This window comes from Agathobaculum sp. NTUH-O15-33 (assembly GCF_033193315.1).
Classification (GTDB): domain Bacteria; phylum Bacillota; class Clostridia; order Oscillospirales; family Butyricicoccaceae; genus Agathobaculum; species Agathobaculum faecihominis_A.
This window is the reverse complement of record NZ_CP136187.1, coordinates 1,174,470-1,196,404: the sequence shown is the minus strand read 5'-3', so window position 1 is coordinate 1,196,404 and position 21,935 is coordinate 1,174,470. Positions and strand designations below refer to the sequence as shown.

General features: G+C 59.4%; 21 protein-coding genes. 13 read left to right on the top strand and 8 right to left on the bottom strand.

Annotated elements, in window-relative coordinates:
- Positions 1 to 15: 15 nt before the first annotated feature.
- Both RWV98_RS06250 and gluQRS read right to left on the bottom strand, forming a co-directional pair.
- Positions 16 to 1,068 carry a LacI family DNA-binding transcriptional regulator gene (locus RWV98_RS06250; protein WP_317864556.1) on the bottom strand — a complete coding sequence of 351 codons (1,053 nt, stop codon included), beginning with the start codon at positions 1,066 to 1,068 and terminating at the stop codon, positions 16 to 18.
- Positions 1,069 to 1,340: 272 nt separating this feature from the next.
- Positions 1,341 to 2,258, bottom strand: coding sequence for a tRNA glutamyl-Q(34) synthetase GluQRS (gene gluQRS / locus RWV98_RS06245; protein ID WP_317864554.1), 918 nt, complete (start codon positions 2,256 to 2,258; stop codon positions 1,341 to 1,343).
- A gap of 110 nt (positions 2,259 to 2,368) precedes the next feature.
- Between gluQRS and RWV98_RS06240 the strand changes: the two genes are divergently transcribed.
- The 5 genes from RWV98_RS06240 to RWV98_RS06220 all read left to right on the top strand — a co-directional run bounded on the left by RWV98_RS06240 (position 2,369) and on the right by RWV98_RS06220 (position 6,521).
- Entirely contained in the window at positions 2,369 to 3,028 is a 660-nt protein-coding gene (locus RWV98_RS06240) for a hypothetical protein (RefSeq protein WP_317864552.1), read from the top strand.
- On the top strand, positions 2,913 to 3,518 hold the full coding sequence (locus tag RWV98_RS06235) for a glycoside hydrolase family 3 N-terminal domain-containing protein (RefSeq protein ID WP_317864550.1): 606 nt from the start codon (positions 2,913 to 2,915) through the stop codon (positions 3,516 to 3,518). Before RWV98_RS06240 ends, RWV98_RS06235 begins: the two co-directional genes overlap by 116 nt.
- A 229-nt stretch (positions 3,519 to 3,747) precedes the next feature.
- Positions 3,748 to 4,680, top strand: a complete 933-nt coding sequence (gene cysK / locus RWV98_RS06230; RefSeq protein ID WP_317864548.1) for a cysteine synthase A — start codon at positions 3,748 to 3,750, stop codon at positions 4,678 to 4,680.
- Between the two features lie 324 nt (positions 4,681 to 5,004).
- The gene (locus RWV98_RS06225) at positions 5,005 to 5,487 is read left to right on the top strand and encodes a sigma-70 family RNA polymerase sigma factor (RefSeq protein ID WP_317864546.1); all 483 of its coding nucleotides are present in this window, start codon (positions 5,005 to 5,007) and stop codon (positions 5,485 to 5,487) included.
- A complete protein-coding gene (locus RWV98_RS06220; protein WP_317864545.1) occupies positions 5,484 to 6,521 on the top strand; it encodes a hypothetical protein in 1,038 nt (345 codons plus the stop codon). Before RWV98_RS06225 ends, RWV98_RS06220 begins: the two co-directional genes overlap by 4 nt.
- Before the next feature lie 92 nt (positions 6,522 to 6,613).
- Here RWV98_RS06220 and RWV98_RS06215 read toward each other — a convergent pair whose 3' ends face one another.
- The 3 genes from RWV98_RS06215 to ychF all read right to left on the bottom strand — a co-directional run bounded on the left by RWV98_RS06215 (position 6,614) and on the right by ychF (position 10,201).
- Positions 6,614 to 7,456, bottom strand: coding sequence for a CAP domain-containing protein (locus RWV98_RS06215; protein WP_317864543.1), 843 nt, complete (start codon positions 7,454 to 7,456; stop codon positions 6,614 to 6,616).
- 169 nt (positions 7,457 to 7,625) lie between these two features.
- Complete coding sequence (locus tag RWV98_RS06210) at positions 7,626 to 8,906, bottom strand: LysM peptidoglycan-binding domain-containing protein (protein ID WP_317864541.1); 1,281 nt, start codon at positions 8,904 to 8,906, stop codon at positions 7,626 to 7,628.
- A 191-nt stretch (positions 8,907 to 9,097) separates the two neighbouring features.
- On the bottom strand, positions 9,098 to 10,201 hold the full coding sequence (gene ychF / locus RWV98_RS06205; protein ID WP_317864540.1) for a redox-regulated ATPase YchF: 1,104 nt from the start codon (positions 10,199 to 10,201) through the stop codon (positions 9,098 to 9,100).
- A gap of 264 nt (positions 10,202 to 10,465) precedes the next feature.
- On the opposite strand from ychF, the gene RWV98_RS06200 reads away from it, so the two are divergent.
- Both RWV98_RS06200 and RWV98_RS06195 read left to right on the top strand, forming a co-directional pair.
- Positions 10,466 to 11,368: a hypothetical protein gene (locus tag RWV98_RS06200; RefSeq protein ID WP_280961000.1), complete on the top strand. Its 903-nt coding sequence runs from the start codon at positions 10,466 to 10,468 to the stop codon at positions 11,366 to 11,368.
- Between the two features lie 132 nt (positions 11,369 to 11,500).
- Positions 11,501 to 12,811 (top strand): peptidoglycan DD-metalloendopeptidase family protein, encoded by a 1,311-nt coding sequence (locus tag RWV98_RS06195; RefSeq protein ID WP_317864538.1) that lies wholly within the window; start codon positions 11,501 to 11,503, stop codon positions 12,809 to 12,811.
- A gap of 60 nt (positions 12,812 to 12,871) precedes the next feature.
- Here the strand turns inward: RWV98_RS06195 and RWV98_RS06190 are convergent, their stop codons facing one another.
- The 3 genes from RWV98_RS06190 to RWV98_RS06180 form a co-directional block, all read right to left on the bottom strand.
- Positions 12,872 to 13,423, bottom strand: coding sequence for an ECF transporter S component (locus RWV98_RS06190; RefSeq protein ID WP_317864537.1), 552 nt, complete (start codon positions 13,421 to 13,423; stop codon positions 12,872 to 12,874).
- A gap of 206 nt (positions 13,424 to 13,629) precedes the next feature.
- Positions 13,630 to 13,842 carry a helix-turn-helix domain-containing protein gene (locus RWV98_RS06185; RefSeq protein ID WP_280960997.1) on the bottom strand — a complete coding sequence of 71 codons (213 nt, stop codon included), beginning with the start codon at positions 13,840 to 13,842 and terminating at the stop codon, positions 13,630 to 13,632.
- A gap of 335 nt (positions 13,843 to 14,177) precedes the next feature.
- Positions 14,178 to 15,521 (bottom strand): butyryl-CoA:acetate CoA-transferase, encoded by a 1,344-nt coding sequence (locus RWV98_RS06180; protein WP_280960995.1) that lies wholly within the window; start codon positions 15,519 to 15,521, stop codon positions 14,178 to 14,180.
- Between the two features lie 418 nt (positions 15,522 to 15,939).
- Between RWV98_RS06180 and RWV98_RS06175 the strand changes: the two genes are divergently transcribed.
- The 6 genes from RWV98_RS06175 (at position 15,940) to RWV98_RS06150 (ending at position 21,934) form a co-directional block, all read left to right on the top strand.
- Positions 15,940 to 16,782, top strand: a complete 843-nt coding sequence (locus tag RWV98_RS06175; RefSeq protein ID WP_317864534.1) for a transporter substrate-binding domain-containing protein — start codon at positions 15,940 to 15,942, stop codon at positions 16,780 to 16,782.
- A 164-nt stretch (positions 16,783 to 16,946) separates the two neighbouring features.
- Positions 16,947 to 17,633 carry an amino acid ABC transporter permease gene (locus RWV98_RS06170; protein ID WP_317864532.1) on the top strand — a complete coding sequence of 229 codons (687 nt, stop codon included), beginning with the start codon at positions 16,947 to 16,949 and terminating at the stop codon, positions 17,631 to 17,633.
- A 12-nt stretch (positions 17,634 to 17,645) separates the two neighbouring features.
- Entirely contained in the window at positions 17,646 to 18,434 is a 789-nt protein-coding gene (locus tag RWV98_RS06165; RefSeq protein ID WP_317864530.1) for an amino acid ABC transporter ATP-binding protein, read from the top strand.
- Positions 18,435 to 18,724: 290 nt separating this feature from the next.
- Positions 18,725 to 19,906, top strand: coding sequence for a 4-hydroxybutyrate dehydrogenase (locus tag RWV98_RS06160; protein WP_280960992.1), 1,182 nt, complete (start codon positions 18,725 to 18,727; stop codon positions 19,904 to 19,906).
- Between the two features lie 130 nt (positions 19,907 to 20,036).
- Entirely contained in the window at positions 20,037 to 21,482 is a 1,446-nt protein-coding gene (locus RWV98_RS06155) for a 4-hydroxyphenylacetate 3-hydroxylase family protein (protein ID WP_317864528.1), read from the top strand.
- Positions 21,483 to 21,649: 167 nt separating this feature from the next.
- A complete protein-coding gene (locus RWV98_RS06150) occupies positions 21,650 to 21,934 on the top strand; it encodes a hypothetical protein (protein WP_280960990.1) in 285 nt (94 codons plus the stop codon).
- Position 21,935 lies beyond the last annotated feature (1 nt).

The following is a 21,935-nucleotide window of genomic DNA, read 5'->3' as shown; positions in this document are numbered from 1 at the left end:
CACAGAAAAGGCCGGTCAATTATCATCCAGATTCTGCGAGCACACGATGCGCAGGCTCGGCGATTCGCTCAGCTCGCCCGGCTGTTCCTCGCGGCGCAGCAGGTCGTACAAAAGCGTCAGCGGGCGGTAGCCCTGCCGCCGCAGATCCTGCGCAATGACAAAATCCAGCGCGCCGTCGCGCAGCAGGCGGCGCGAACCGCCCGTCACATCGTGGCTGACCACGCGGATCCGCCCCTGCCGCCCTTCCTCCCGGATGGCTTCGGCGCAGCCGGTCACCGAATGGTTGGCCATGTAAACGCCCGCGATATCGGGCAGGCGGCGCAGCGCGCCCCGCACGCGCTCATAGCTCATGGCAAAATCGTTATAGGTCTGCACGACCTCGATCTGTTCACGGGCAAAGCCGCGCGCCTCCATTTGATCCAAAAAGCCCATCAGCCGCTGCTTGTGCCCGTCAAACTCCAAATTGCCCACGGCGGCCAGCACCCGGCTGCCGGGCGGCACGCATTTGCTCATCAATTCGCCCGCGACTCTGCCGCTGCGCGGCACATCCTGCCCGACAAAGCACACACGGCGGCTGATCGGCACGTCGGAATTGAAGGTGACGACCGGCACGCCGCGTTCGGCCAGCTCGTCGATTCGCGCGCGGATGGCCGGGTGGTCCTTGGTGCACAGGGCCACGCCCTCCGCGCCCCCGGCGAGCAGCTTGTCGAGCTTTTCCAAGCATTCGTCCGGTATTTCGGTCTCGCACTGGTCCACCAGAATGCGCACGCCGAAATCCGCGAGCAGGCGGCGCGCCTCCTCGATGCCCATGGTCACCTCTTTTAAAAAGTGGCCGCTCCAATCGGGCAGCAGCACGCCCAGCGTCAGCGGTCTTGCGGCGGGCACCATGCCAAGCGCCTGTGCCTTGTCCATGCGCAGCGGCACATAGCCGACCTCCCGCATGGCCTGCATCACCCGTTCCCGCACGTCGCCGCGCACATAAGCGCGGCCGTTAATCACCCGATCCACCGTGCCGCGCGATACGCCCGCGCGCTCGGCAACCATTAGGATCGTCGGTCTCTTCCCCATGGTCTCACCCGCCTTGCTCCGTTTTTTCTAGTATAGCACAGAATTGTGTGTTTGCACAGACCCTCTCCGCTTCTTTTTTGGGGAAAAAAAATCGGTGCGCTGCAAAATAAAAGATTTTCCATATGTCATTCTGAACGAAGTGAAGAATCTCGCGCGAACGCGCGGAATTCACGTAAAATCCGCGCGTTCGCGCGAGATTCTTCGTCGCTTCGCTCCTCAGAATGACAAGGGCTTGGAGCATTCTTTTATTTTGCAGCGCACCGGTCTTTCATTCAGCCTATCACATCGGGCAAGCGCAGCTCGTGCCGCGGCACGAGCTCCCACGCAAAATGGTCGATCAATTCGCGCGCCGCGACCGGCTCCGGCGAATCGATCAGCCCAGCGGCAAAGGCCAGCCAGCCCACCACCTGCTCGGGCTTGCAGCGCCGCCGCAGCAGGCCGAGGTCGAGATCCTCATCCCGCTTGGACAGCCGCCGTCCATCCCGATCGCACAGCAGCGGGATATGCACAAACGCGGGCGGCGTAAAGCCGAACAGCCGGTGCAGCCAGATCTGGCGCGGCGCGGAGGAAAGCAGGTCGCTTCCGCGCACCACCTCGGTCACGCCTGAAAGCGCATCGTCCACGGTAACGGCGAGCTGGTAAGCGAACACGCCGTCCGACCGGCGAATGATAAAATCGCCGCATTCCTCGGCCAGCGCTTCCCGGTAGGGGCCGTATACGCCGTCCGTAAACGAGATCGTTTCATGAGGCACGCGCACACGGGTCGCGGGCGCGCGGGTTTTCCGTTTTTCCGCAGTCTCCGCTTCGGTCAGTTCACGGCAGGTGCCCGCGTATACCACGCGCCCATCGGACAGATGGGGCGCGGACGCCGCGTGCAGCGCGGCGCGCGAGCAAAAGCACGGGTACAGCAGCCCTTTTTCGCGCAGGATCGCCTCATATTCCTCATATATTGCGGTGCGTTCGGATTGGTAAAGCACCTCGCCGTCCGTGTCCAGACCGAGCCAGCGCAGATCGTCTATGATGAGCTCCGCAAAGCTGCGCGGGCAGCGCATGGTGTCCAAATCCTCGATGCGCAGCAGATACGCGCCGCCCTGCCTGCGCGCCGACAGCCACGCGAGCAGCGCGCACAGCACATTGCCCAGATGCATGCGCCCGCTCGGGCTGGGCGCAAACCGGCCTATCGTTTCCAAGGTCCCTCTCCCCCTATTCGTCCCCTATCTTACCATATATGTGATAGGCTTTGCAATGGCGGCGCACACCGTGTTATAATAAAAATACTGTTTTAGGAGGAAGAATCCATATGAAGAAAAGACTGCTTTGCCTTGCGCTGGCGCTGGTTTGCCTCGGCGCCTGCGGCCAGCCCGCCGCGACCGGAGAGGATACGCCCCCGCAGGCGGAAAACCAGCAAACCGCCGATATCCCGCCCGCCCCCGAGCCGCCGGCCGACCCGGCGGAAACCTATGTGGACAGCCTGTCCGCCGAGGAGCAGGTCGCGCAGATGTTTTTTGCGCGCTGCCCGGAAACCGAAGCCGCCGCGCTCGCGGGGCAATACAATATCGGCGGCTACATCCTGTTTGGCCGCGATTTTGAAGGGCAAACGCCCGATTCGGTCAAGCAAACCATAGAAAGCTATCAGGCCGCCGTGAAAACGCCCATGCTGATCGGCGTGGACGAGGAAGGCGGCACGGTGGTCCGCGTCAGCTCGAACCCCAATTTCCGCGCGGGCAAGTTTCTGTCGCCGCAGGCGCTCTACCGCGAGGGCGGCATGGAGCTGATCACCAGCGACACCAAGGAAAAAGGACGCGCTGCTTTCCTCGATCGGCGTCAATGTGAACCTTGCGCCCGTGTGCGACGTTTCGACCGATCCCGGCGATTTCATCAACGCCCGCTCCTTTGGGCAGGGAGCCGCCGAAACCGGGGATTATGTGAAAACCGTTGTGCGCCAAATGCGGGCGGATAACATGGGCGCGGTGCTCAAGCACTTCCCCGGCTACGGCTCCAATATCGATACGCACACCGGTATCGCGATTGACGAGCGCCCGCTCGCCGGGTTCCGCGACGGCGATTTCGTGCCGTTTACAAGCGGCATTCAGGCGGGCGCGGGCGCGGTGCTGGTCTGCCACAACGTCATCACCAATGTTGACCCCGATCTGCCCGCCTCCCTCTCTCCCGCCGTGCATGAGCTGCTGCGACGCGAGCTTGCGTTTGACGGCGTCGCCATGACCGACGACCTAATCATGGATGCGATCACCGCGTATACCGACGGCGCGGACGCCGCGGTTCTCGCCGTCAAAGCGGGCAACGATATGCTCATTTCCTCGGATTTTGTCACGCAGTACGGCGCGGTGCTGGCCGCCCTCTCTTCGGGCGAGCTGGACCAGTCGCAGATTCGCGCCGCCGCCCTGCGCGTCATCCGCTGGAAAATGGATTTGGGACTGATCGAGGCATAAAGAAGCTTCATCTATGTGGTAAATATTATCCGAACGACACGCAAACAGACGATGATCCCGCTGTATGGTACCTTTCACGGTGAAAATTCATTGCCCGCACGGCACGCCGCCGCGCGGGCTTTTTTATTTTTTGAAAATTCCCCCTTGACAAATCCGGGAAAGGGTTGTATGCTTAATTCATATTAAACATATATGAATTAGGTGAATTCAAGAAAGGCGGTACTACCCAATGTCTGATATTAAAAGAAGCTTTGCCGAACTGATCGGCAACACCCCGCTTTACGCGGCGGATAAAATGGCCCAAAAGCTCGGCGCAAAGGCCGAAATCCTAGCGAAGCTCGAATATTTTAACCCGGCGGGCTCCGTTAAAGACCGCGTTGCGAACGCCATGATCGATCAGGCCGAAGCGAGCGGCGCTTTAAAGCCCGGCGCGACCATTATCGAGCCGACGAGCGGCAACACCGGCATCGGCCTTGCGGCGGTAGCGGCCGCGCGCGGCTACAAGATCATTCTCACCATGCCCGAAACCATGAGTGTGGAGCGCCGCAACATGCTCAAGGCCTACGGCGCGGAGCTGGTGCTGACCGAGGGCTCCAAGGGAATGACCGGCGCGATCGCCAAGGCGGAGGAGCTGGCGAAGGAGACCCCGAACAGCTTTATCCCCGGCCAGTTCGTCAACCCGGCAAACCCGGCCGCGCACCGCGCGACCACCGGCCCGGAGATCTGGGAGCAGACCGGCGGCAAGATCGATATCTTTGTCGCGGGTATCGGCACCGGCGGCACGATTACGGGCGTCGGCTCCTATTTAAAGGAGAAGAACCCGAACGTTCAGATTATCGCGGTCGAGCCGGACGAATCCCCCGTGCTGACCGAGGGCCGCGGCGGCCCGCATAAGATTCAAGGCATCGGCGCGGGCTTTGTACCGGACGTGCTGGATACCAAGATTTACGACGAGGTCGTGCGCGTCAAGGGCGAGGAAGCCTTTGCGGCCGCGCGCGCCTTTACCCACAGCGAAGGCCTGTTTGTCGGCATTTCCTCCGGCGCGGCGCTGCACGCCGCCGTCGAGCTGTCGAAGCGCCCGGAGAACGCGGGCAAGACCATCGTCGCCCTGCTGCCCGACACCGGCGACCGCTACCTCTCCACCCCGCTCGTAACCGAGTAAACCATTTTCTTTTCTCTCCTAACATAAAAAAATCCCTCGACAGAGCAATATCATTCAGCTAAGCTTCCTAGTATTGTCATTCTGAGGCCAACAGTCCGAAGAATCTCGCGCGAACGCGCGATTTTCGGTAAGGATTGCGCGTTCGCGCGAGATCCTTCGCTTCGCTCAGGATGACAGACATATGGAAATGCTTTAACTGAATGGCATTGCTCAACAGAGGGATTTTTTTGTTTTACACTGAACCAAAAGCAACGCTATTCCATCTAATCCATGAAAGCAAAGTTTTGGCGGCCGCCTGAAGCTTTCAGAAAGGACGGAACGCCCATGATGGACAAAACCGCATTTACCGACGCGGTGCTGGAAGCCGAACCGACGCTTTACCGCGTGGCCAAGGCCATGCTGCAAAGCGAGGCGGACTGCGCCGACGCGGCGCAGCAGGCGATCCTGCGCGCGTGGGAGCAGCTGCCGTCGCTGCGGAGCGCCCGATACTTTAAAACGTGGCTGACGCGCATTTTAATCAACGAATGCACGGCGATTTTGCGCCGGCGGCAGCGCCTAGCGCCGTATGAGCCCGCGCTCGCCGCCGCCATACCCGCCCCCGCGCCGGACGATCACAGCGACCTGTACGCCGCGCTTGGCACATTGGAGGAAAAATACCGTCTGCCCGTGGTGCTGTACTATTGGGAGGGCTTTAAAACGCGCGAGATCGCGCGCCTGCTCGACCTGCCCGAAGGGACGATAAAAAGCAGACTGTCCGCCGCGCGGAAGCTGCTGCGTGAAAGCTTGGAAGGAGCGTGCTTTGCATGATGAACCATACCGACCTGCCCCAAATGACCGAGGATTTTGACCGCCGCGTGCGGCAGACCCTGCAAGACTTGCCCGCACAGCCGCAGCGCGCGCGGCGCAGACCGTTTCGCACGCTGATCGCCGTCGGCGCGGCGGCCGCCCTCTGTATCGGCGGAACCGCGTTCGCGGCCAGCGACCTGCCGCAGCAGATACAGCGGCATTTTTCTCTGCTCTTTCAGGGCGCGGACGAGCAACTGCTGAACGGGCATACCATCACCCCCGCGCCGGGCGCGCTTGTGGACGAAAACGACGCATACCGCGTCTCCGTCGAATCCGTGCTGTTTGACGAGAGCGCGGGCACGGGCGTGGTCAGCCTGCACCTTGAAAACAAAAAGAAGGACGGCGTGATGCCGTTCTCCACCACCGGCACGCTGGAACAATATAAGGGAGACAACATCGTTTGGAGTGATCTGGCCGAATGCATGGCGAACGAGGACGGCCAGCTGACATTTGACGTCTGGTTCGGTCAATCCGACTGGTGCGCCGGTAAGTTCTATTTAAATGAAGCGCGCTCCACGCCAAACGACTATTATATAGAAGGCGCGTTTATTCCCGTGGGCAATTATACCGCGTCCGACGGCTCGCTGCGGCTTGAGGTCGGCGAGCAAGGCAAGTACACGGTCGACGACGACGGCATGACGCGGCCTTCGCCGCTTCTAACCGTCACACTGCCCGCATTTACGCCCCTGCCGTATTACCAGAGCGCCGACGGACTCGTCACCCTGTCGCAAATCGGCTTGCGCGTGGGCGACCCGGAGATGAACTGCGTGGTGGACGAGCTTGACTATATCGCGGTCCATATGAAGGACGGCACGGAGCTGGTCATTCAGGACAAACAAAACAGCATAGACCGCACGCTGTACGTTCTTGGTCAAGGCAGCGGCTCGGCCGGCGAAGGCTACGACGTCGGCACCTATGTGCTTGCCAAGACCTTTGAACTGGAAAACGTACAGTCCGTCGTGCTGAACGATACCGAGTACCCGCTTACCGCCTAACCCGCCTTCCTCTCTTTAAAAGCCGGTGTAGAAACAAAATGGGGGACGCTGCAAAAGCTGCAGCGTTCCCCCATTTTAGCATCGGTATTCTTTTAGGATGTAAACATCTGCGTCCAGTACGGCGTGCCGTTAATGACCGTGTAGCCTACGCCGATCGTCGTAAAGCTGCCGTTCATAATGTTGGCGCGGTGACCCTCGGAATTCATCCAAGCGTTCATGACCGCCGCCGGCGTGGACTGGCCGTATGCAATGTTCTCACCGGCGCCGCGATAGGAAACGCCCGCCTCCGTCAGCGCGGTAAAGCAGGAGGAACCGTTCGGCCGCGTGTGCGAGAACGACTGCTTGATCTCCTTCGCGCGGACCTGCGCCGCAGACTGCACGGTGGTGGATACCTTCAGCGCCGAAAGGCCCTGCTTGGCGCGTTCCGCGTTCACGAGGCGTACGACCTCGGCGGCGTAGTTGCCCTGCGTCTGGCCGCCGTCCGGCTTTTCCTCGGGCTTGACGTCCGGGGTCTGGTCGGGCTTCTCCTCCGGCTTGACGTCCGGGGTCTGGTCGGGCTTTTCCTCCGGCTTGACGTCCGGGGTCTGGTCGGGCTTTTCCTCCGGCTTCACGTCCGGCGTCTGGTCGGGCTTTTCTTCCGGCTTCACGTCCGGCGTCTGGTCGGGCTTTTCCTCGGGCTTCACGTCCGGGGTCTCGTCCGGTTTTACGTCCGGCTTCTGCTCCGGCTTAACCACCGGGCAGTTCCACTGGCTGCCGCAGAAAGAGAAGCCGTACTTCTCGCAGAACTCCTGCAGCGTCTTATTTTTCAGATTGGTGATCACCTGACTGTGCTGTCCGTTCGGCCGCACCGTAATCGGGCGGTATGCCGCGCCCGCCGAGCTGGTCGCGACAACGGTGAGCGCGAGCGCGAGCGGGATCATCTTCTTCATCTTCATGGTAGATACCTCCTTGGTTGTTTCTGCGGAGCACTGCTGGATGCCTTTGCTCCATGACCCAAAGTATAGTGCACTTTGTAACCGTTTTGCAATGGAAATACCCACCCATTCGCCCAACACACGCCAAAAACCGGCCGGAACAGGAATATTCCGGCCGGTTTCCCCATATTTAATCCAGCTTTTCGATGTTGTATAACTCGTTCAGCACCAGCCAAAGCTGCGGGAAATACCGCATGATGTTCCAAATGCTTACACCCCTCAGCCGGAACTCGCCCGCGAGCGCCAGCTTGGCGCGGATGGAACGCGCGTCCTCGAACCAGACCTCGTGCTCGGCCCGTTCGCGCCAATAGTTATAGTGCGGCGACTGCGCCGTTTCATCATACTGAATGGGCGCGCCGACTTGGATCGCCTGCTCGGTCGCCTGCACATTGCCAAGGCTGCGCGCACGCGACCGCCCCTGTACGTATGGCAGCGTCCAATCATAGCCGTAGTTCGGAATGCCCATAAAAATTTTATCCGGCGGCACGACCGACGTGGCGAACGACACCACCTGCGCCACCTTATCAATCGGCGCGACCGCCATGGGCGCGGACAACGCATAGCCCCATTCATAGGTCATCAATAGCACATCGTCCGCCGATGCGCCAAGGGCGCGGTAATCGTGCGCTTCGTACAGCAGGCCGCGCTGTTCGGCCGAGGTTTTGGGGGCGAGGGCCACCATGACCGTCATGCCCTGCGGGGCGAGCCGCGTGCGCACTTCATTTACAAACGAGGCGTATACTTCGTCGTCCTCGGGCGGGATATACTCAAAGTCGATATCCACACCGGCAAAGCCCTGATTGGCCAAAACCTGATCCAAACTTTCCAGCAGCACGCCGCGCGCTCTGGGATCGCGCAGCAGGGCGTGCGCCCGCTCGCCGGAAAACTGGCCGTCCTCCCCCAGCGTTGTGAGCACCAGCAGCGGCTTTACGCCGTACTGCTTTGCCATTTTGGTGAGCAGCTCGGCGTTTTGCGGGATGATACGGCCCGAAGCGTCAAACCCATAGGAGAAAACCGATAAGTAAGTCAGATACGGCAGCGTGCGCCGCAGGATGCGCTGGTCGATATTGGGATAGGCATAGCCGTTGACCGCGAGCGTGCCCAGCTTCGGCTCCGCAAACGCAATGGTGAGCGTCTGCCCGGGATAGATGCGGTCGGTGCCGCCAAGCTGCGGATTGTTCTGCCAAAGCGAAATAACGCTCGTGCCGTGTTTGGCCGCGATATCGCCAAGCGTGTCTCCGCGCTTGACCACGTATGTTTCCGCCGGCTGCGGCACGACGATCGTCTGCCCCGGGGTCAGCCGGTTGGGATCGCGCAGTTCGTTCTGTTGGGCGAGGTACTGCACCGATACGCCATACGCTTGCGCAATGCGGTAGAGCGAGTCCCCCGGCCTGACAACATGAATGACCATAGAAATACCACCTTTCACACTGCTATTCTATGCGGCCATATGCCCCGCTGCCACCGATTGCGCTTGTCATAAAGCATAAAAAAGAGCCTGCTGCACAAGAAAAGAACAGCAGGCCGTCATTCTTCCACTCGTTTGGAATGGCAGAAACCAAGCCTATCCTTTCACTTTGCAACAGGCGCTTTGGGTGCGATTTAAACGTTGAAACGGAACAGCACGACGTCGCCGTCCTGCATGACGTATTCCTTGCCCTCGGAACGGACAAGGCCCTTTTCGCGGGCCGCGGCGAGCGAGCCGAGCGCGATCAGATCGTCATAGCTGATGACCTCGGCGCGGATAAAGCCGCGCTCGAAATCGGTGTGGATCTTGCCCGCCGCCTGCGGGGCCTTGGTCCCCTTATTGATCGTCCACGCGCGCACCTCGGGCTCGCCGGCGGTCAGGTAGCTCATCAGGCCGAGCAGATCGTAGCAGACCTTGATCAGACGGTCCAAACCGGATTCGTGCAGGCCGAGCTCGGAAAGGAACATCTCCTTTTCCTCCTCGTCCATGGAGGCGATATCCTCTTCCAGCTTGGCACAAATGGGCAAAACCATCGCGCCCTCGCTCGCGGCGATCTGCTGCACGGCGGCAAGGCGCTCGTTTTCGGTCTTGTCGCCGGTAAAGCCGGCCTCGTCCATATTGGCGGCGTAGATCACCTTTTTGGAGGAAAGCAGGTCGCTTTCCTCCATGACGCGCCGCACGTCCTCGTCGTCCTCAAAGCCGGGGAAGGTGCGCGCGGTCTTGCCCTCTTCCAGATGGGCCTTGATCTGTTCGAGGACGTCCACGTCCTTTTGCAGCTTTTTATCCGCCTTGGCGGCCTTGCGCGTGCGGTCCAAGCGGCGCTCCAAATGCTCGATATCGGCAAGTACCAATTCCAGATTGATCGTTTCGATATCGCGCGCGGGATCGACAGAGCCTTCCACATGCACGATATTTTCATTTTCAAAGCAGCGCACCACATGAACGATCGCGTCTACCTCGCGGATATGGCTGAGGAACTTGTTGCCCAGACCCTCGCCCTTGGACGCGCCGCGCACAAGGCCCGCGATATCGACAAATTCCACCACCGCCGGGGTGGTCTTTTTCGCGTGGTACAGCTCGGTCAGCTTGGCGAGCCGTTCGTCCGGCACGGCGACCATGCCGACGTTGGGATCGATGGTGCAAAACGGGTAATTGGCGCTTTCCGCGCCCGCTTGGGTAATCGCGTTGAACAGCGTTGACTTGCCCACATTGGGCAGACCGACGATGCCGAGTTTCATATCTGTTTTCCTCCTGCGTCTGTTCAGGAGGAACCGATCCCCCTGTTTTTTTGGCTGAAAATAGTATACTGCTTTTTCTGGCTTTTTGCAACGATTTGGCGTATAATCAAGTGAGGAATTAGAAGTGAGGAGTGAGGAGTTGCGGTATCGCGCAAAGCGCGATATTTTTATTGCCGCCTACGGCGGCCACGATCACCTCCTACTTCCTACCTCCTCACTCCTAACTGACCGATGAGCTACTAATTAAAACAAGGTGGTTGTGTTATGCCCTACTATGTCACCCATCATATATTCGCCACGACCGTGCAGCGTGTGACCGGGGACGCGGCCGCGCACACGGCCGCGCTTTATCCCGCCGCCTATCGCTGGGGCGCGCAGGGCCCTGATCCGCTTTATTATTATCACGCGCCGTTCCCCGGCCCGATCTCCGCGCTGGCGCGCCGCATCCACGACGAACCGCCCGCCGCCCTGTTTGAAGCGCTGTGCGCCGCCGCGCAGCAGCAGCACGATATCGCGGCGCTGTCCTATGTGTTCGGCTTCTGCACGCACTACGCGCTCGACCGCGTGACGCACGCGCTGATCGAAGCCTCGGCCGACCGGCTGCATCTTTATATGCCGGGCTACTCCGCCGCAGCGCGGCTGGGTCTGGTCTGGTCCGATCTGGACGCCACCATGATCTCCGAGTATATTTCGTGCGAACCGGCCGGATTCGAGGCGTACCGCCTGCTTGACCCGAACGCCGCCGAATGCACCGTGTTTTCCCGCGTGCTGGCGAACGCTTGCAAAACCGCCTACGGCGCGCGCCTGTCGCCCGCCGCCGTCTATCGCTCGCTGCACGATATGCGCCGCGTGCTCCACTTGGCGCACAGCGGCAGCCATGCCCGCGGCCACCTGCAAGCGCTCGAACGCATGTGCGGCAAGGCGGGGCTCGCCTCCTCGCTGATCCGGCCGAACGAACCGGGCGCGGCGGACTGCGCGAACATGGAGCACCGCCCGTGGCTGTCGAACGGCGTCGAACGCACGGAATCCTTCTTTGACCTGTTCGACGCGGCTGTTCCGCTCGCCGTTTCGCTCCAGCGCGCGGTACTCAGCAGATATTATCAGAATAAACCGCTCGATCCGCGCTTTTTCCCCACCGATTTTACCGGCAAGAAACCAGAAAAATAAAAAACGCGATCTGCTCGACAGATTTCGTATGACTTCGCTCCGCAAATCTCCTATCCTATCCATTGTTACCAATTTGTAACATTGGATACTGAAAGGAGGAACACGGAAGAGCGTTTCCCAAGCGGCTCTTCTGTGCGAACGAACATGCGAAATCTGTTTTCTATTTTAGGCGGCCTGCTTTCCGGCCTGCTGTATGTGATGATGCGCGCCGTGCTGCTGCTGGACGCGCTGATCGACCGAATTTGCAGCCTGCCGGTATGGCGCCGGATCGGCGGCCTGCTCGGCGCGCTGCGCCGCCGCCGCTCGGCCTGCGCGATCTGCGCTTTCCTGCCGTTCTTTTTACTGCCGGGCGCAATGCTGACCCGCTCGGGCGCGATGGTCTCCGTGGACGGCCGCCCGCTCGGCGTGGTTGAAAATGCGGACGAGCTCACCGCCGCCGTTGCCGAGATCGAATCAGACGCAAAGATACTCGCGGGCGACGGCTACACCCTTCCTATTTCGATCAACTGCACCGAAACCCGCGCGCCGGAAAGCCGTTTCCTTACATCCGACGGCCTCAAGTCCGCGCTGGTGGAGGCCACGCCCGATCTGGACACGCTGGCCGTCATTACCGTGGACGGCGAGCAGGCGGGCGTATGCCGCACGGCGGAGGACGCGCAGACGCTGCTTGACCGCATCAAGGCCAAGTACACCACCGCTTCGGACGACGGCGCGCAGTTCATGCAGGCCGTGCATGTGCAAAACGTGATCGCGCCGGTGGAATACACCTCGGACTTCGGCGAGCTGTACGAGTACCTCTCCCCCCGGCTGGACGTGACCGCGACGCGAAACGTCACCTATACCGAGCAAATCCCCTACGAGACCATCACCCGCGAAAACGATGAACGCGACCAGACCTATCAGGCGACCCTGCAACCCGGCCACGAGGGCGAGGCCGTCGTCACCGCCGAGATCACCACGGTGGACGGTCAGGAGCACGGCCGCACCATACTGGAACGCACCGTACTGAGTCAAGCGACGAACGAGATCGTCGAGGTGGGCACCAAGAACGTCGGCATCGGCACGGGCACGCTCGATTACCCGCTGACCAGCTATACCTTTACCTCCGCCTTCAAATGGCGCTGGGGCCGCCTGCATTCGGGCGTGGACCTTGCCACCCCCGAAGGCTCGCCCGTTTACGCGGCGGACAACGGCAAGGTCATCCTCGCGGAATGCTCGGGCGACGGCTACGGCAACTATATCATTCTTGACCACGGCAACGGCATGAAAACGCTGTACGGCCACAACTCCGAGCTGCTTGTCAGCGTGGGCGACGTGGTGGCCAAGGGCGACCGGATCGCCCTGTCCGGCAACACCGGCAACTCGACCGGCCCCCACGTACACTTTGAAACCATCGTGGACGATGAGAAGGTAGACCCGCAAATCTATTTAAGTTTTAGCTGAAAAAGAGCCGGTACGCAGGTGAAATTCCTGCGTACCGGCTCTTTTGGTTATGTGATGCGCTCAGGTTTTGATCCTTTCGGCCATGTCGCCGCTGGCGTGGGAAAGCACGGGCAGCAGTACCGCGGATAGAATCACGCCCGCCGCGCCCTGCACCAGATTGAACGGGATACCCGCTGCCGACGCCGTCGCCGCCGCGGCAAAGCCGCTCCCGGAAACGACGGACAGGCCGATCTCGTACACAAAGTAGCCGAACACCATCAGCACCTCCGCCGGGATACCGGCGAGCACCGTGCGCACCGGCGTATGGGCCGCGCGCCGCGCCACACGATGGTACAGCAGGCCGCCCACAAAGGCGGTGGCCGCCTTGATGGCGAGCGTGCCCGGCACCCAAGCCATATAGCCGGAAAACAGATCGGCCAGCATGGAACCGATGCCCGCGGCAGCCGCGCCCACACCGGGGCCGAGCAGGATGCCGCACAGCAGCACCATGCCGTCGCCCAGATGGATGTAGCCCAGCGTCGGCGTCGGGATACGGATCACCATGGTGGCCACTGTGGTAAGCGCCGCGAGCAGCGCCGCCTGCACGATTCGCTTCGTCTTTTGGGATTGCACACCAATCACCCTCTTTTCGTGTTTTTTTACTGTCTCCATTCTAGCGCGCATTTGGCCCCTTGTAAAACGCCAGTTCGTGCATTTTTCGTAATGCCAGTATTGTGTAAAAGGCCGCGCGGCTTGCCGAAAACGAAGCGCCAAGAAAAGAGGAGGAATTCATAAGGGGGCTGCGACGAAACTCGTTTCGTCGCAGCCCCCGCATCGCTTTATATCGTCTTTCCGCTATCTTTCAGCGTAAAAATCCCATCATAATCACAGTCTAACGCTGCCGCGATCTCGCGAAGCTCTTTTTCAGAAAAATTATCACGTGCCAGCTTATTGCTCAGGTTGTTTCCATTCGTCCCAATCCTTGTGGCAAGCTCCTTAATCGTCATATCCCGCTCCAACAGCACCGTTCTGATTTTCTTTGCCATACCCATTTGTGTAATCCTCCATCTACATGCTACAAATTATACACTGAAAGGCGAGCCGCCCGCCTATCGGGTAGGGCGGGCTGACCCAGCCCGCCGAAAACGAAGCGCCAGCAAACGTGGGCGCGTGAAACAGGCCGGTCCGGCCGAGCGGAGCGCCCGTCCACGTCAGTCCCTTGGCTCCCGGTACGGTACCATGGCAAATGGGTTGTATCACAAAAGGGCGGCGCAAAGTTTCTCTCGCGGCTACTGCCGCGCATGATATTGCGAGCACAGTGAGCCTCCAAAACACCGGAGCTGCGACGAAACTCGTTTCGTCGCAGCTCCTTTCGTATTAAATCAGTTTACCGCTTATTGGAACGCTTCCAGATGCGCATTTTTTCCGCGTCCTGAATGAGCTGCTCGCGGAAATCCGGGTGCGCGACCGAAATGAGCGCTTCGGCGCGCTGCCAGGAGGACAGGCCCTTTAAATTGACCTTGCCGTACTCGGTGACGAACCAGTGCACGCAGGGGCGCGCGTCCGTGACGACCGAGCCGTCCGCCAGCGTCGGGCGGATACGGCTGGCCAGCGAACCGTCCTTTTGCTGAAAGGTAGAGGAACAGCAAATAAAGCTCTTGCCGCCCTCGGACAGGTACGCGCCCAGCACAAAATCGAGCTGGCCGCCCGCGCCGGAGATCTGCTTGACGCCCGCGGTCTCCGCGTTGACCTGACCGAACAGGTCGACGTCCACCGCGTTGTTGATGGAAATAAAGTTATCGATCTGCGAAATGACGCGCGAATCGTTGGTATAGGACACCGGCGCCGCCATGCACTGGGGATTGTTATTGACATAGTCGTAAAGCTTCTTGGTGCCCGCGCCGAAGGCGAACACCTGACGGCCCTTGTCGATCGACTTTTGCGAGCCGTTGATCTTGCCCGCCTTCGCGATATCCACAAACGCGTCCACATACATCTCGGTATGTACGCCCAGATCCTTAAGATCGGATTCGGCGATCATCGAACCGACGGTATTCGGCATGCCGCCGATACCCAGCTGCAAGCACGCGCCGTTCGGGATTTCCTCCACGATCAGCTCGGCCACCTTGCGGTCGACGTCGGTCGGCGCGCCGCCCGCGCCCATTTCGGCGATCGGCGGGTTTTCGCCCTCGACGATCATATCGACATCCGTGATGTGCACCGCTTCCTCAAAACCGCCCAAACAGCGCGGCATGTTCCGGTTGACCTCGACGATGACGGTATCGGATATTTCGCATACGGCCTTTAAATGGGAGGCGTTCGGGCCAAAGCTGAAATAGCCGTGATCGTCCATCGGGGCGACTTGGATCATGACCACATCGTTATGCCGCACGTTTTCGCGGTACCAGCGCGGCAGCTCGGAATAGCGCAGCGCGGCATAGTAGCCGAAGCCCGCCGTGCAGGCCTTGCGCTCGATGCCGCCCATGTGCCAAGAGTTCCACGTGATCTTGTCCTCCACGTGCGGGATCTTGAACACCTCGGGCTGCCACATTAAAATACCGCCGTGAAAATTGATATCGCTCAGTTCGTCCATACGCGCGGCCAGCGCCTTGTCCAGCGCTACCGGCGTACCCGTGCACCAGCCGTAATCGACCCAATCGCCCGACTTGACGACCCGCGCGGCCTCGGCCGCTGTGGTCAGTTTGTTCTGGTACATTTGCTTATAGTCCATGCAAAAAAGCCTCCTCGTTTTTTATTTAACAATCCATGTGCTACTTATTATACTCGCTCCCCCTGCACGGTCAAGCGGATATCTTGCGGACAGACGCATAAAAGCGTCAAAATGCAGAAAAGGCTTGATTTTCTCCAGCCTTCGATCGCAACCACGCTTGCGATCGAGCATTCCGGCTCCGGCGCGCGCCCTTTGGGACACACTTCTCCGCCGGTTTGTTAAAAAAGCGAGATACACGCTCCCGCTTTTTTGTCAAATTAAAGCTTCGCTTCAATTTTCCATTTGATCGCGCGCTGCGGCGCGGGGGTTCTTGAGCCGGACGCATAAAAGCGTCAAAATGCAGAAAAGGCTTGATTTTCTCCGGTAAAGTGGTACAATGATAAATGACTTTTACGGAAAACATCAATAGGAGGACTTTATGAAGACCAAGAAATTTCTGAGCCTGCTGCTCGCGGGCACGATGTGCGCGACCCTGCTCGCCGGCTGCGGCTCCAAGCCCGCCGAGGACGCCACTGCGCCGGACGCGGGCCAGCCGGAGGACACTACCGCGGCCGACAGCGATCTCGCTTACATTAAAGACAAGGGCACGCTCGTTGTCGGCATCACCGACTTTAAGCCGATGGACTACAAGGACGACAGCGGCAACTGGATCGGTTTTGACGCCGACATGGCAACCGCCTTTGCCGAGAGCCTTGGCGTTAAGGTAGAGTTCAGCGAGATCAACTGGGACAATAAGATCATGGAGCTGGAAGGCAAGACCATCGACTGTGTCTGGAACGGCATGACGCTGACGGACGAAGTCACCAGCAGCATGGAATGCTCCAAGCCCTACTGCAACAACGCGCAGGTTGTGGTCGTTCCCGCGGACAAGGCCGATCAGTACCAGACCGTGGAAAGCTGCAAGGATCTGAACTTTGCCGTGGAATCCGGTTCCGCGGGCGAGGCCGAGGTCAGCGCGCTGGGCTACAACTACACGCCCGTTACCGCGCAGGCCGACGCGCTGATGGAGGTTGCCGCCGGCACCTCGGACGCCGCCGTGATCGACTCCCTGATGGCCGCCGCGATGGTGGGCGAAGGCACGAGCTATGCCAACCTTACTTATACCGTGGGCCTGAACAGCGAAGAGTACGGCGTGGGCTTCCGCAAGGGCAGCGACCTTGCCGCCGCGCTGAACGATTTCTTCGCCGCCAGCTACGCGGACGGCAGCATCCAGAAAACCGCCGAGACCTACAGCGTACAGGCGATGCTCATCGAGCAGTAAAGACGGATCGACTACAGAAAGCGTTGCAATAAGGGCCGCGCGTCCGCGCGCGCTCCTTACGCTTCGCTCTGGATGACAATTACGAGCAAAGGCGCGCTGCAACTGATTTTGCAACGCGCCCTTTTTCCACGTCCCGCAAAAATACGACAAGACAGGAGGAACCCATGCAAACGATTCTCGATCAATTGCCCATCGTGACGCATGCGCTGAATATCGGTTTTTTGCAAACGCTCAAGCTGTTTTTCATCACGCTGCTCGGCGCGATCCCGCTGGGTCTCATCATCTCCTTCGGCTCCATGTCGGGCTTCCGCCCGCTGCGCTACCTCACAAAGGTTTTCGTGTGGATCATCCGCGGCACGCCCCTGATGATCCAGCTGCTGATTATTTATTACTTCCCCGGTCTGGTGCTGAAAAACCCGATCTGGGGCGGCGGCGAGGGCGGCCGTTTCTTCGCCTCCTCCGTGGCCTTCATCATCAATTACGCCTGTTATTTTTCCGAAATTTACCGCGGCGGCATTCAGGGCGTGCCCAAGGGCCAGCAGGAAGCCGGGCTGGTGCTCGGCATGACCAGAAGCCAGATTTTCTTTCGCATCACGCTGCTGCAAATGATCAAGCGCATCGTGCCGCCCATGTCCAACGAAATCATCACGCTGGTCAAGGACACCTCGCTCGCCCGCATCATCGCGCTGCAAGAGATCATCTGGGCCGGACAGGCCTTTATGAAGGGCTCGCAGGGCATTTCGGGCGCGATATGGCCGTTATTCTTCACCGCGATATACTATTTGATCTTTAACGGCGTGCTCACCGTGCTGCTCAGCCGGTTGGAGAAAAAACTCGATTATTTCCGCTAAGGGAGGGCCCATATGCCTATTTTAGAAATAAAAAATATCAACAAAAGCTTTGGCTCGACCGATGTATTAAAGGATATCAGCTTTTCTCTTGAACGCGGACAGGCCCTCGCAATCATCGGATCGAGCGGCTCGGGCAAGACGACGCTGTTGCGCTGCCTGAACTTTCTGGAAACGCCGGACGCGGGCCAGATCATCGTAAACGGCGAAACGCTGTTTGACGCGAACGACCCCGCGGGCCAATCGGACGCCGCGATTCGCAAAAAACGTTTGCATTTCGGCATGGTGTTCCAATCCTTCAACCTGTTTCCGCAGTACACGGCGCTGGAAAACGTGATGCTGGCCAGCCTGCTTCTCGCGCAGGAGCGCCCCGATTATAAGCAAAACAAAAAGGAAATCCACGCGGAAATTGAGCAAAACGCCATTCGTTTGCTCGATCAGATGAGCCTGTCGGGCCGCATGTCGCACTACCCGCATCAGCTATCCGGCGGCCAGCAGCAGCGCGTGGCGATCGCCCGCGCGCTCGCCCTGAGCCCGGACATCCTCTGCTTTGACGAGCCGACCTCCGCCCTCGACCCCGAGTTGACCGGCGAGGTGCTGCGCGTAATCCGCGAGCTCTCCGATCAGCATACCACCATGATCATCGTGACCCACGAAATGGAATTTGCGCGCGACGTGGCCGACCACGTGGTGTTTATGGACGAGGGCCTGATCGTGGAGGAGGGCCGGCCGGAGGACGTTTTTGGCAATACACAGAACGAACGAACCCGCGCTTTTCTGTCACGGTATTCGCAAAACAGCTAAACATCGGAAATATCGCTAAAAACTTTTCGGCACATTTACCGAAGCGGCGGTTTACAAATCCCAAAAAATGCGATAGAATAGTCACGCGGGCATGAAAGTATGACCTTTCATTGACTAATTGTACAGTGAACCGTGGTTAAATTTTGGTGACTTTTTTGTTCAATCCTGTTGAAGTCTTGGCACATCTTTGATACAATAAGAGCGCAAGGGGAAACCCCCGTGAAAACGAAATAAAAAGCCGCACGGCCTTTTATAAAAAAAATTATTCTAAATGAATGGAGATGTTCAACATGGCTATGGATTCTTTCAGCGCATCCCTGATGAAGGACAAGAGAGAGATCATCATCGCCCCGACCATTTACAAGTTCGCCAATTTTGGTGAGTTCGCTCAGGAGTTCGCTCTCGGCGAGCGGGACGTCGTCCTGACCAACGAGTTTATCTATAAGCCCTTTATGGAGCAGTACAACCTTTCCTGCACCTATGTGTTCCAGGAGAAGTTCGGTGTCGGCGAGCCTTCCGAGGCAATGATCGAGACCATGTACGAGGCGATCCCCTACGAGTCCTACGACCGCGTTATCGCCATCGGCGGCGGCGCCATCATGGACCTTTGCAAGCTGCTCGGCTGCAAGCGCCCGGATTCCGTACATAACCTGTACTTCAAGCGCTTCCCGGTTGAGCACGAGAAGGAAGTTATCGCCATCCCGACCACCTGCGGCACGGGCTCCGAAGTCACCAACATTTCCGTTGCGATCGTCAAGGACGAGAAGGACGGCGTGCTGACCGGCGGCGAGACCAAGCTCGGCCTCGTATCCGACGATATCATCCCGAACAAGGTCTGCCTGATTCCCGACCTGCTCAAGACCCTGCCCTACAAGCCCTTCGCTTCCTCCGCGATCGACGCGCTGATCCACGCGACCGAGTCCTACCTGTCGCCCTCGCGCAAGACCATGACGAGCGAAGTGTTCTCCGTCAAGGCCATGGAGATGATCCTCGAAGGCTTCCGCCAGATCGGCGAAAAGGGCCCCGACGCCCGCCTCGACTACCTTGACGAGTATGTTACCGCTTCGCTGTACGCCGGCGTTGCGTTCCTGAAGGCCGGCTGCGCCACCGTGCACGGCATGTCCTTCCCGCTCGGCGGCACCTACCACGTACCGCACGGCGAATCCAACTACGCCCTGTTCGGCAAGATCCTCGAAATCTACGACGAGATCAAGCCGGAAGGCGAACTGATGAACTTCAAGAAGCTGGTCGGCCGCATTCTGGGCTGCGACGCCAAGGACGCTATCCCGACCCTGAACGCTCTGCTTGAGAAGGTTCTGCCGCTCAAGCCGCTGCATGAGTACGGCTTCAAGGAATCCGACATCAAGGATTTCCCGGAATCCGTCATGATCAACCAGCAGCGCCTGATCACCAACTCCTACGTCCCGATGACCAAGGAGCTGATGGAGCGCGTTTACCGCGAGTGCTTCTAAAAAACGCATAGGGGGCATCCAAAAAATGCCCCCTATCTTTTAAACAAGGCCTAACGGCGCATTATATTTGTTCCTCCGGATTTCCGCGCCAAGCGGCGCGGAACGAAAAGAGAAAGGATATTGATATATTATGATGACGAAAGACCAGTATATCGAGTCTCTGAAGAAGCTCAACTTTAACCTGTACGTTTTTGGCGAAAAGGTTGAGAACCCGACCGAGAACCCGATCATGCGTCCCTCGCTCAATTCCTTTGCCGCCACCTATGAGCTGGCCGAGGACCCGCAGTACGAAGATCTAATGACCGCCACCAGCCACCTGACCGGCCACAAGATCAACCGCTTCACCCACATGCACCAGTCCACCGACGATCTGGTTAAAAAGGTGAAGATGCAGCGCCTGCTCGGTCAGAAGACCGCGGCCTGCTTCCAGCGCTGCGTGGGCATGGACGCCATGAACGCCGTTTACTCCTCCACCTTCGAGATCGATGAGGCCTGCGGCACCAAGTACCATGAGAATTTTGTGAAGTTCCTGACCCGCGTACAGGACGAGGATCTGGGCGTTGACGGCGCGATGACCGACGTCAAGGGCGACCGCAGCCTGTCCCCCTCGCAGCAGGCCGATCCCGACCTGTTCCTGCACGTGGTAGAGCGCACCGCCGACGGCGTGTACGTCACCGGCGCGAAGGCGCACCAGACCGGTTACATCAACTCCCACGAAGTGCTCGTTATGCCCACCATCGCCATGCGCGAGGGCGACGAGGACTACGCGATCTCCTTTGCGATCCCGACCGATTCCGACGGCATCACGCTGATCTACGGCCGCCAGTCCTGCGACACCCGCAAGATCGAGGAGTATAACGACATCGACGTGGGCAACAAGGTATACGGCGGCCACGAAGTGCTCGTTATCTTCGACCACGTATTCGTACCGAACGATCGCATCTTCCTCAACGGCGAGATCAAGTTCGCCGGCATGATCGTCGAGCGCTTCGCGGGCTACCACCGTCAGTCCTACGGCGGCTGCAAGGTCGGCGTGGGCGACGTGCTGATCGGCGCTACCGCGCTGGCGGGCGACATGGCGGGTTCCGCCAAGGCCAGCCACGTCAAGGATAAGCTGATCGAAATGACCCACCTGAACGAAACGCTGTACTGCTGCGGTATCGCGTGCTCTTCTCAGGGCACCAAGACCAAGTCCGGCAACTACCTGATCGATCTGCTGCTGGCCAACGTCTGCAAGCAGAACGTCACGCGTTTCCCGTACGAGATCGCGCGTCTGGCGCAGGATCTGGCGGGCGGCCTGATGGTTACCCTGCCCTCCGAGGCGGACTACCGCAACCCCAAGCTGCATGACTACATCGATAAGTATTGCCGCGGCGTCGCCTCCGTTCCGACCGAGGACCGCATGCGCGTACTGCGCCTGATCGAAAACATGACCATGGGCACCGCCGCTGTCGGCTACCTGCCCGAGTCCATGCACGGCGCCGGCTCGCCGCAGGCACAGCGCATCATGATTGCCCGTCAGTCCAACCTCGAAATGAAGAAGGAACTGGCGAAGAAGATCGCTCGTATCGACTGATCTTCCTGCAGGGCCGTCTGATGAACACGGCCCTACCCCATAGGCACTCATGGAGCTCTTCTGTGGGTGCCTATGTTTGCAGTTACACGACAGTGGGGGCGGTGTGGAAGGCGGCGAACCGGCTGTTTTCCATACTGAAACCACTGTAAAAGGGGGAAATTGGCGCCATGCTGCGCTGCACCGTAAAATTCTGCGGCGGCTGCAACCCGCGGTATGACCGCGGCAAGGCCTATGACGCCGTGCGCACCTCCCTATCTCAAGCCGCCGTCTTTGAACTGCCGAGGGACGGCGTACATTACGACGTACTGCTGATCATCCGGGGCTGCACCGGCTGCGAATACCGCTATGAGGAAATAGACGCCGACCGGCGTTTGCTCATCGAAAACGCGGCCGACGTCCCGGCTGTCATAGAACAAATAAAGCAGATTCCGTCTGACAAAAGAGGAGGATGAT

Coding starts and splice junctions, on each gene's coding strand:
- RWV98_RS06250 (WP_317864556.1), bottom strand. CDS start 1,068: ATGGGGAAGAGACCGACGATCCTAATGGTTGCCGAGCGCGCGGGCGTA.
- RWV98_RS06240 (WP_317864552.1), top strand. CDS start 2,369: ATGAAGAAAAGACTGCTTTGCCTTGCGCTGGCGCTGGTTTGCCTCGGC.
- cysK (WP_317864548.1), top strand. CDS start 3,748: ATGTCTGATATTAAAAGAAGCTTTGCCGAACTGATCGGCAACACCCCG.
- RWV98_RS06225 (WP_317864546.1), top strand. CDS start 5,005: ATGATGGACAAAACCGCATTTACCGACGCGGTGCTGGAAGCCGAACCG.
- RWV98_RS06220 (WP_317864545.1), top strand. CDS start 5,484: ATGATGAACCATACCGACCTGCCCCAAATGACCGAGGATTTTGACCGC.
- RWV98_RS06215 (WP_317864543.1), bottom strand. CDS start 7,456: ATGAAGATGAAGAAGATGATCCCGCTCGCGCTCGCGCTCACCGTTGTC.
- RWV98_RS06210 (WP_317864541.1), bottom strand. CDS start 8,906: ATGGTCATTCATGTTGTCAGGCCGGGGGACTCGCTCTACCGCATTGCG.
- ychF (WP_317864540.1), bottom strand. CDS start 10,201: ATGAAACTCGGCATCGTCGGTCTGCCCAATGTGGGCAAGTCAACGCTG.
- RWV98_RS06200 (WP_280961000.1), top strand. CDS start 10,466: ATGCCCTACTATGTCACCCATCATATATTCGCCACGACCGTGCAGCGT.
- RWV98_RS06185 (WP_280960997.1), bottom strand. CDS start 13,842: ATGGGTATGGCAAAGAAAATCAGAACGGTGCTGTTGGAGCGGGATATG.
- RWV98_RS06180 (WP_280960995.1), bottom strand. CDS start 15,521: ATGGACTATAAGCAAATGTACCAGAACAAACTGACCACAGCGGCCGAG.
- RWV98_RS06175 (WP_317864534.1), top strand. CDS start 15,940: ATGAAGACCAAGAAATTTCTGAGCCTGCTGCTCGCGGGCACGATGTGC.
- RWV98_RS06170 (WP_317864532.1), top strand. CDS start 16,947: ATGCAAACGATTCTCGATCAATTGCCCATCGTGACGCATGCGCTGAAT.
- RWV98_RS06165 (WP_317864530.1), top strand. CDS start 17,646: ATGCCTATTTTAGAAATAAAAAATATCAACAAAAGCTTTGGCTCGACC.
- RWV98_RS06160 (WP_280960992.1), top strand. CDS start 18,725: ATGGCTATGGATTCTTTCAGCGCATCCCTGATGAAGGACAAGAGAGAG.
- RWV98_RS06155 (WP_317864528.1), top strand. CDS start 20,037: ATGATGACGAAAGACCAGTATATCGAGTCTCTGAAGAAGCTCAACTTT.
- RWV98_RS06150 (WP_280960990.1), top strand. CDS start 21,650: ATGCTGCGCTGCACCGTAAAATTCTGCGGCGGCTGCAACCCGCGGTAT.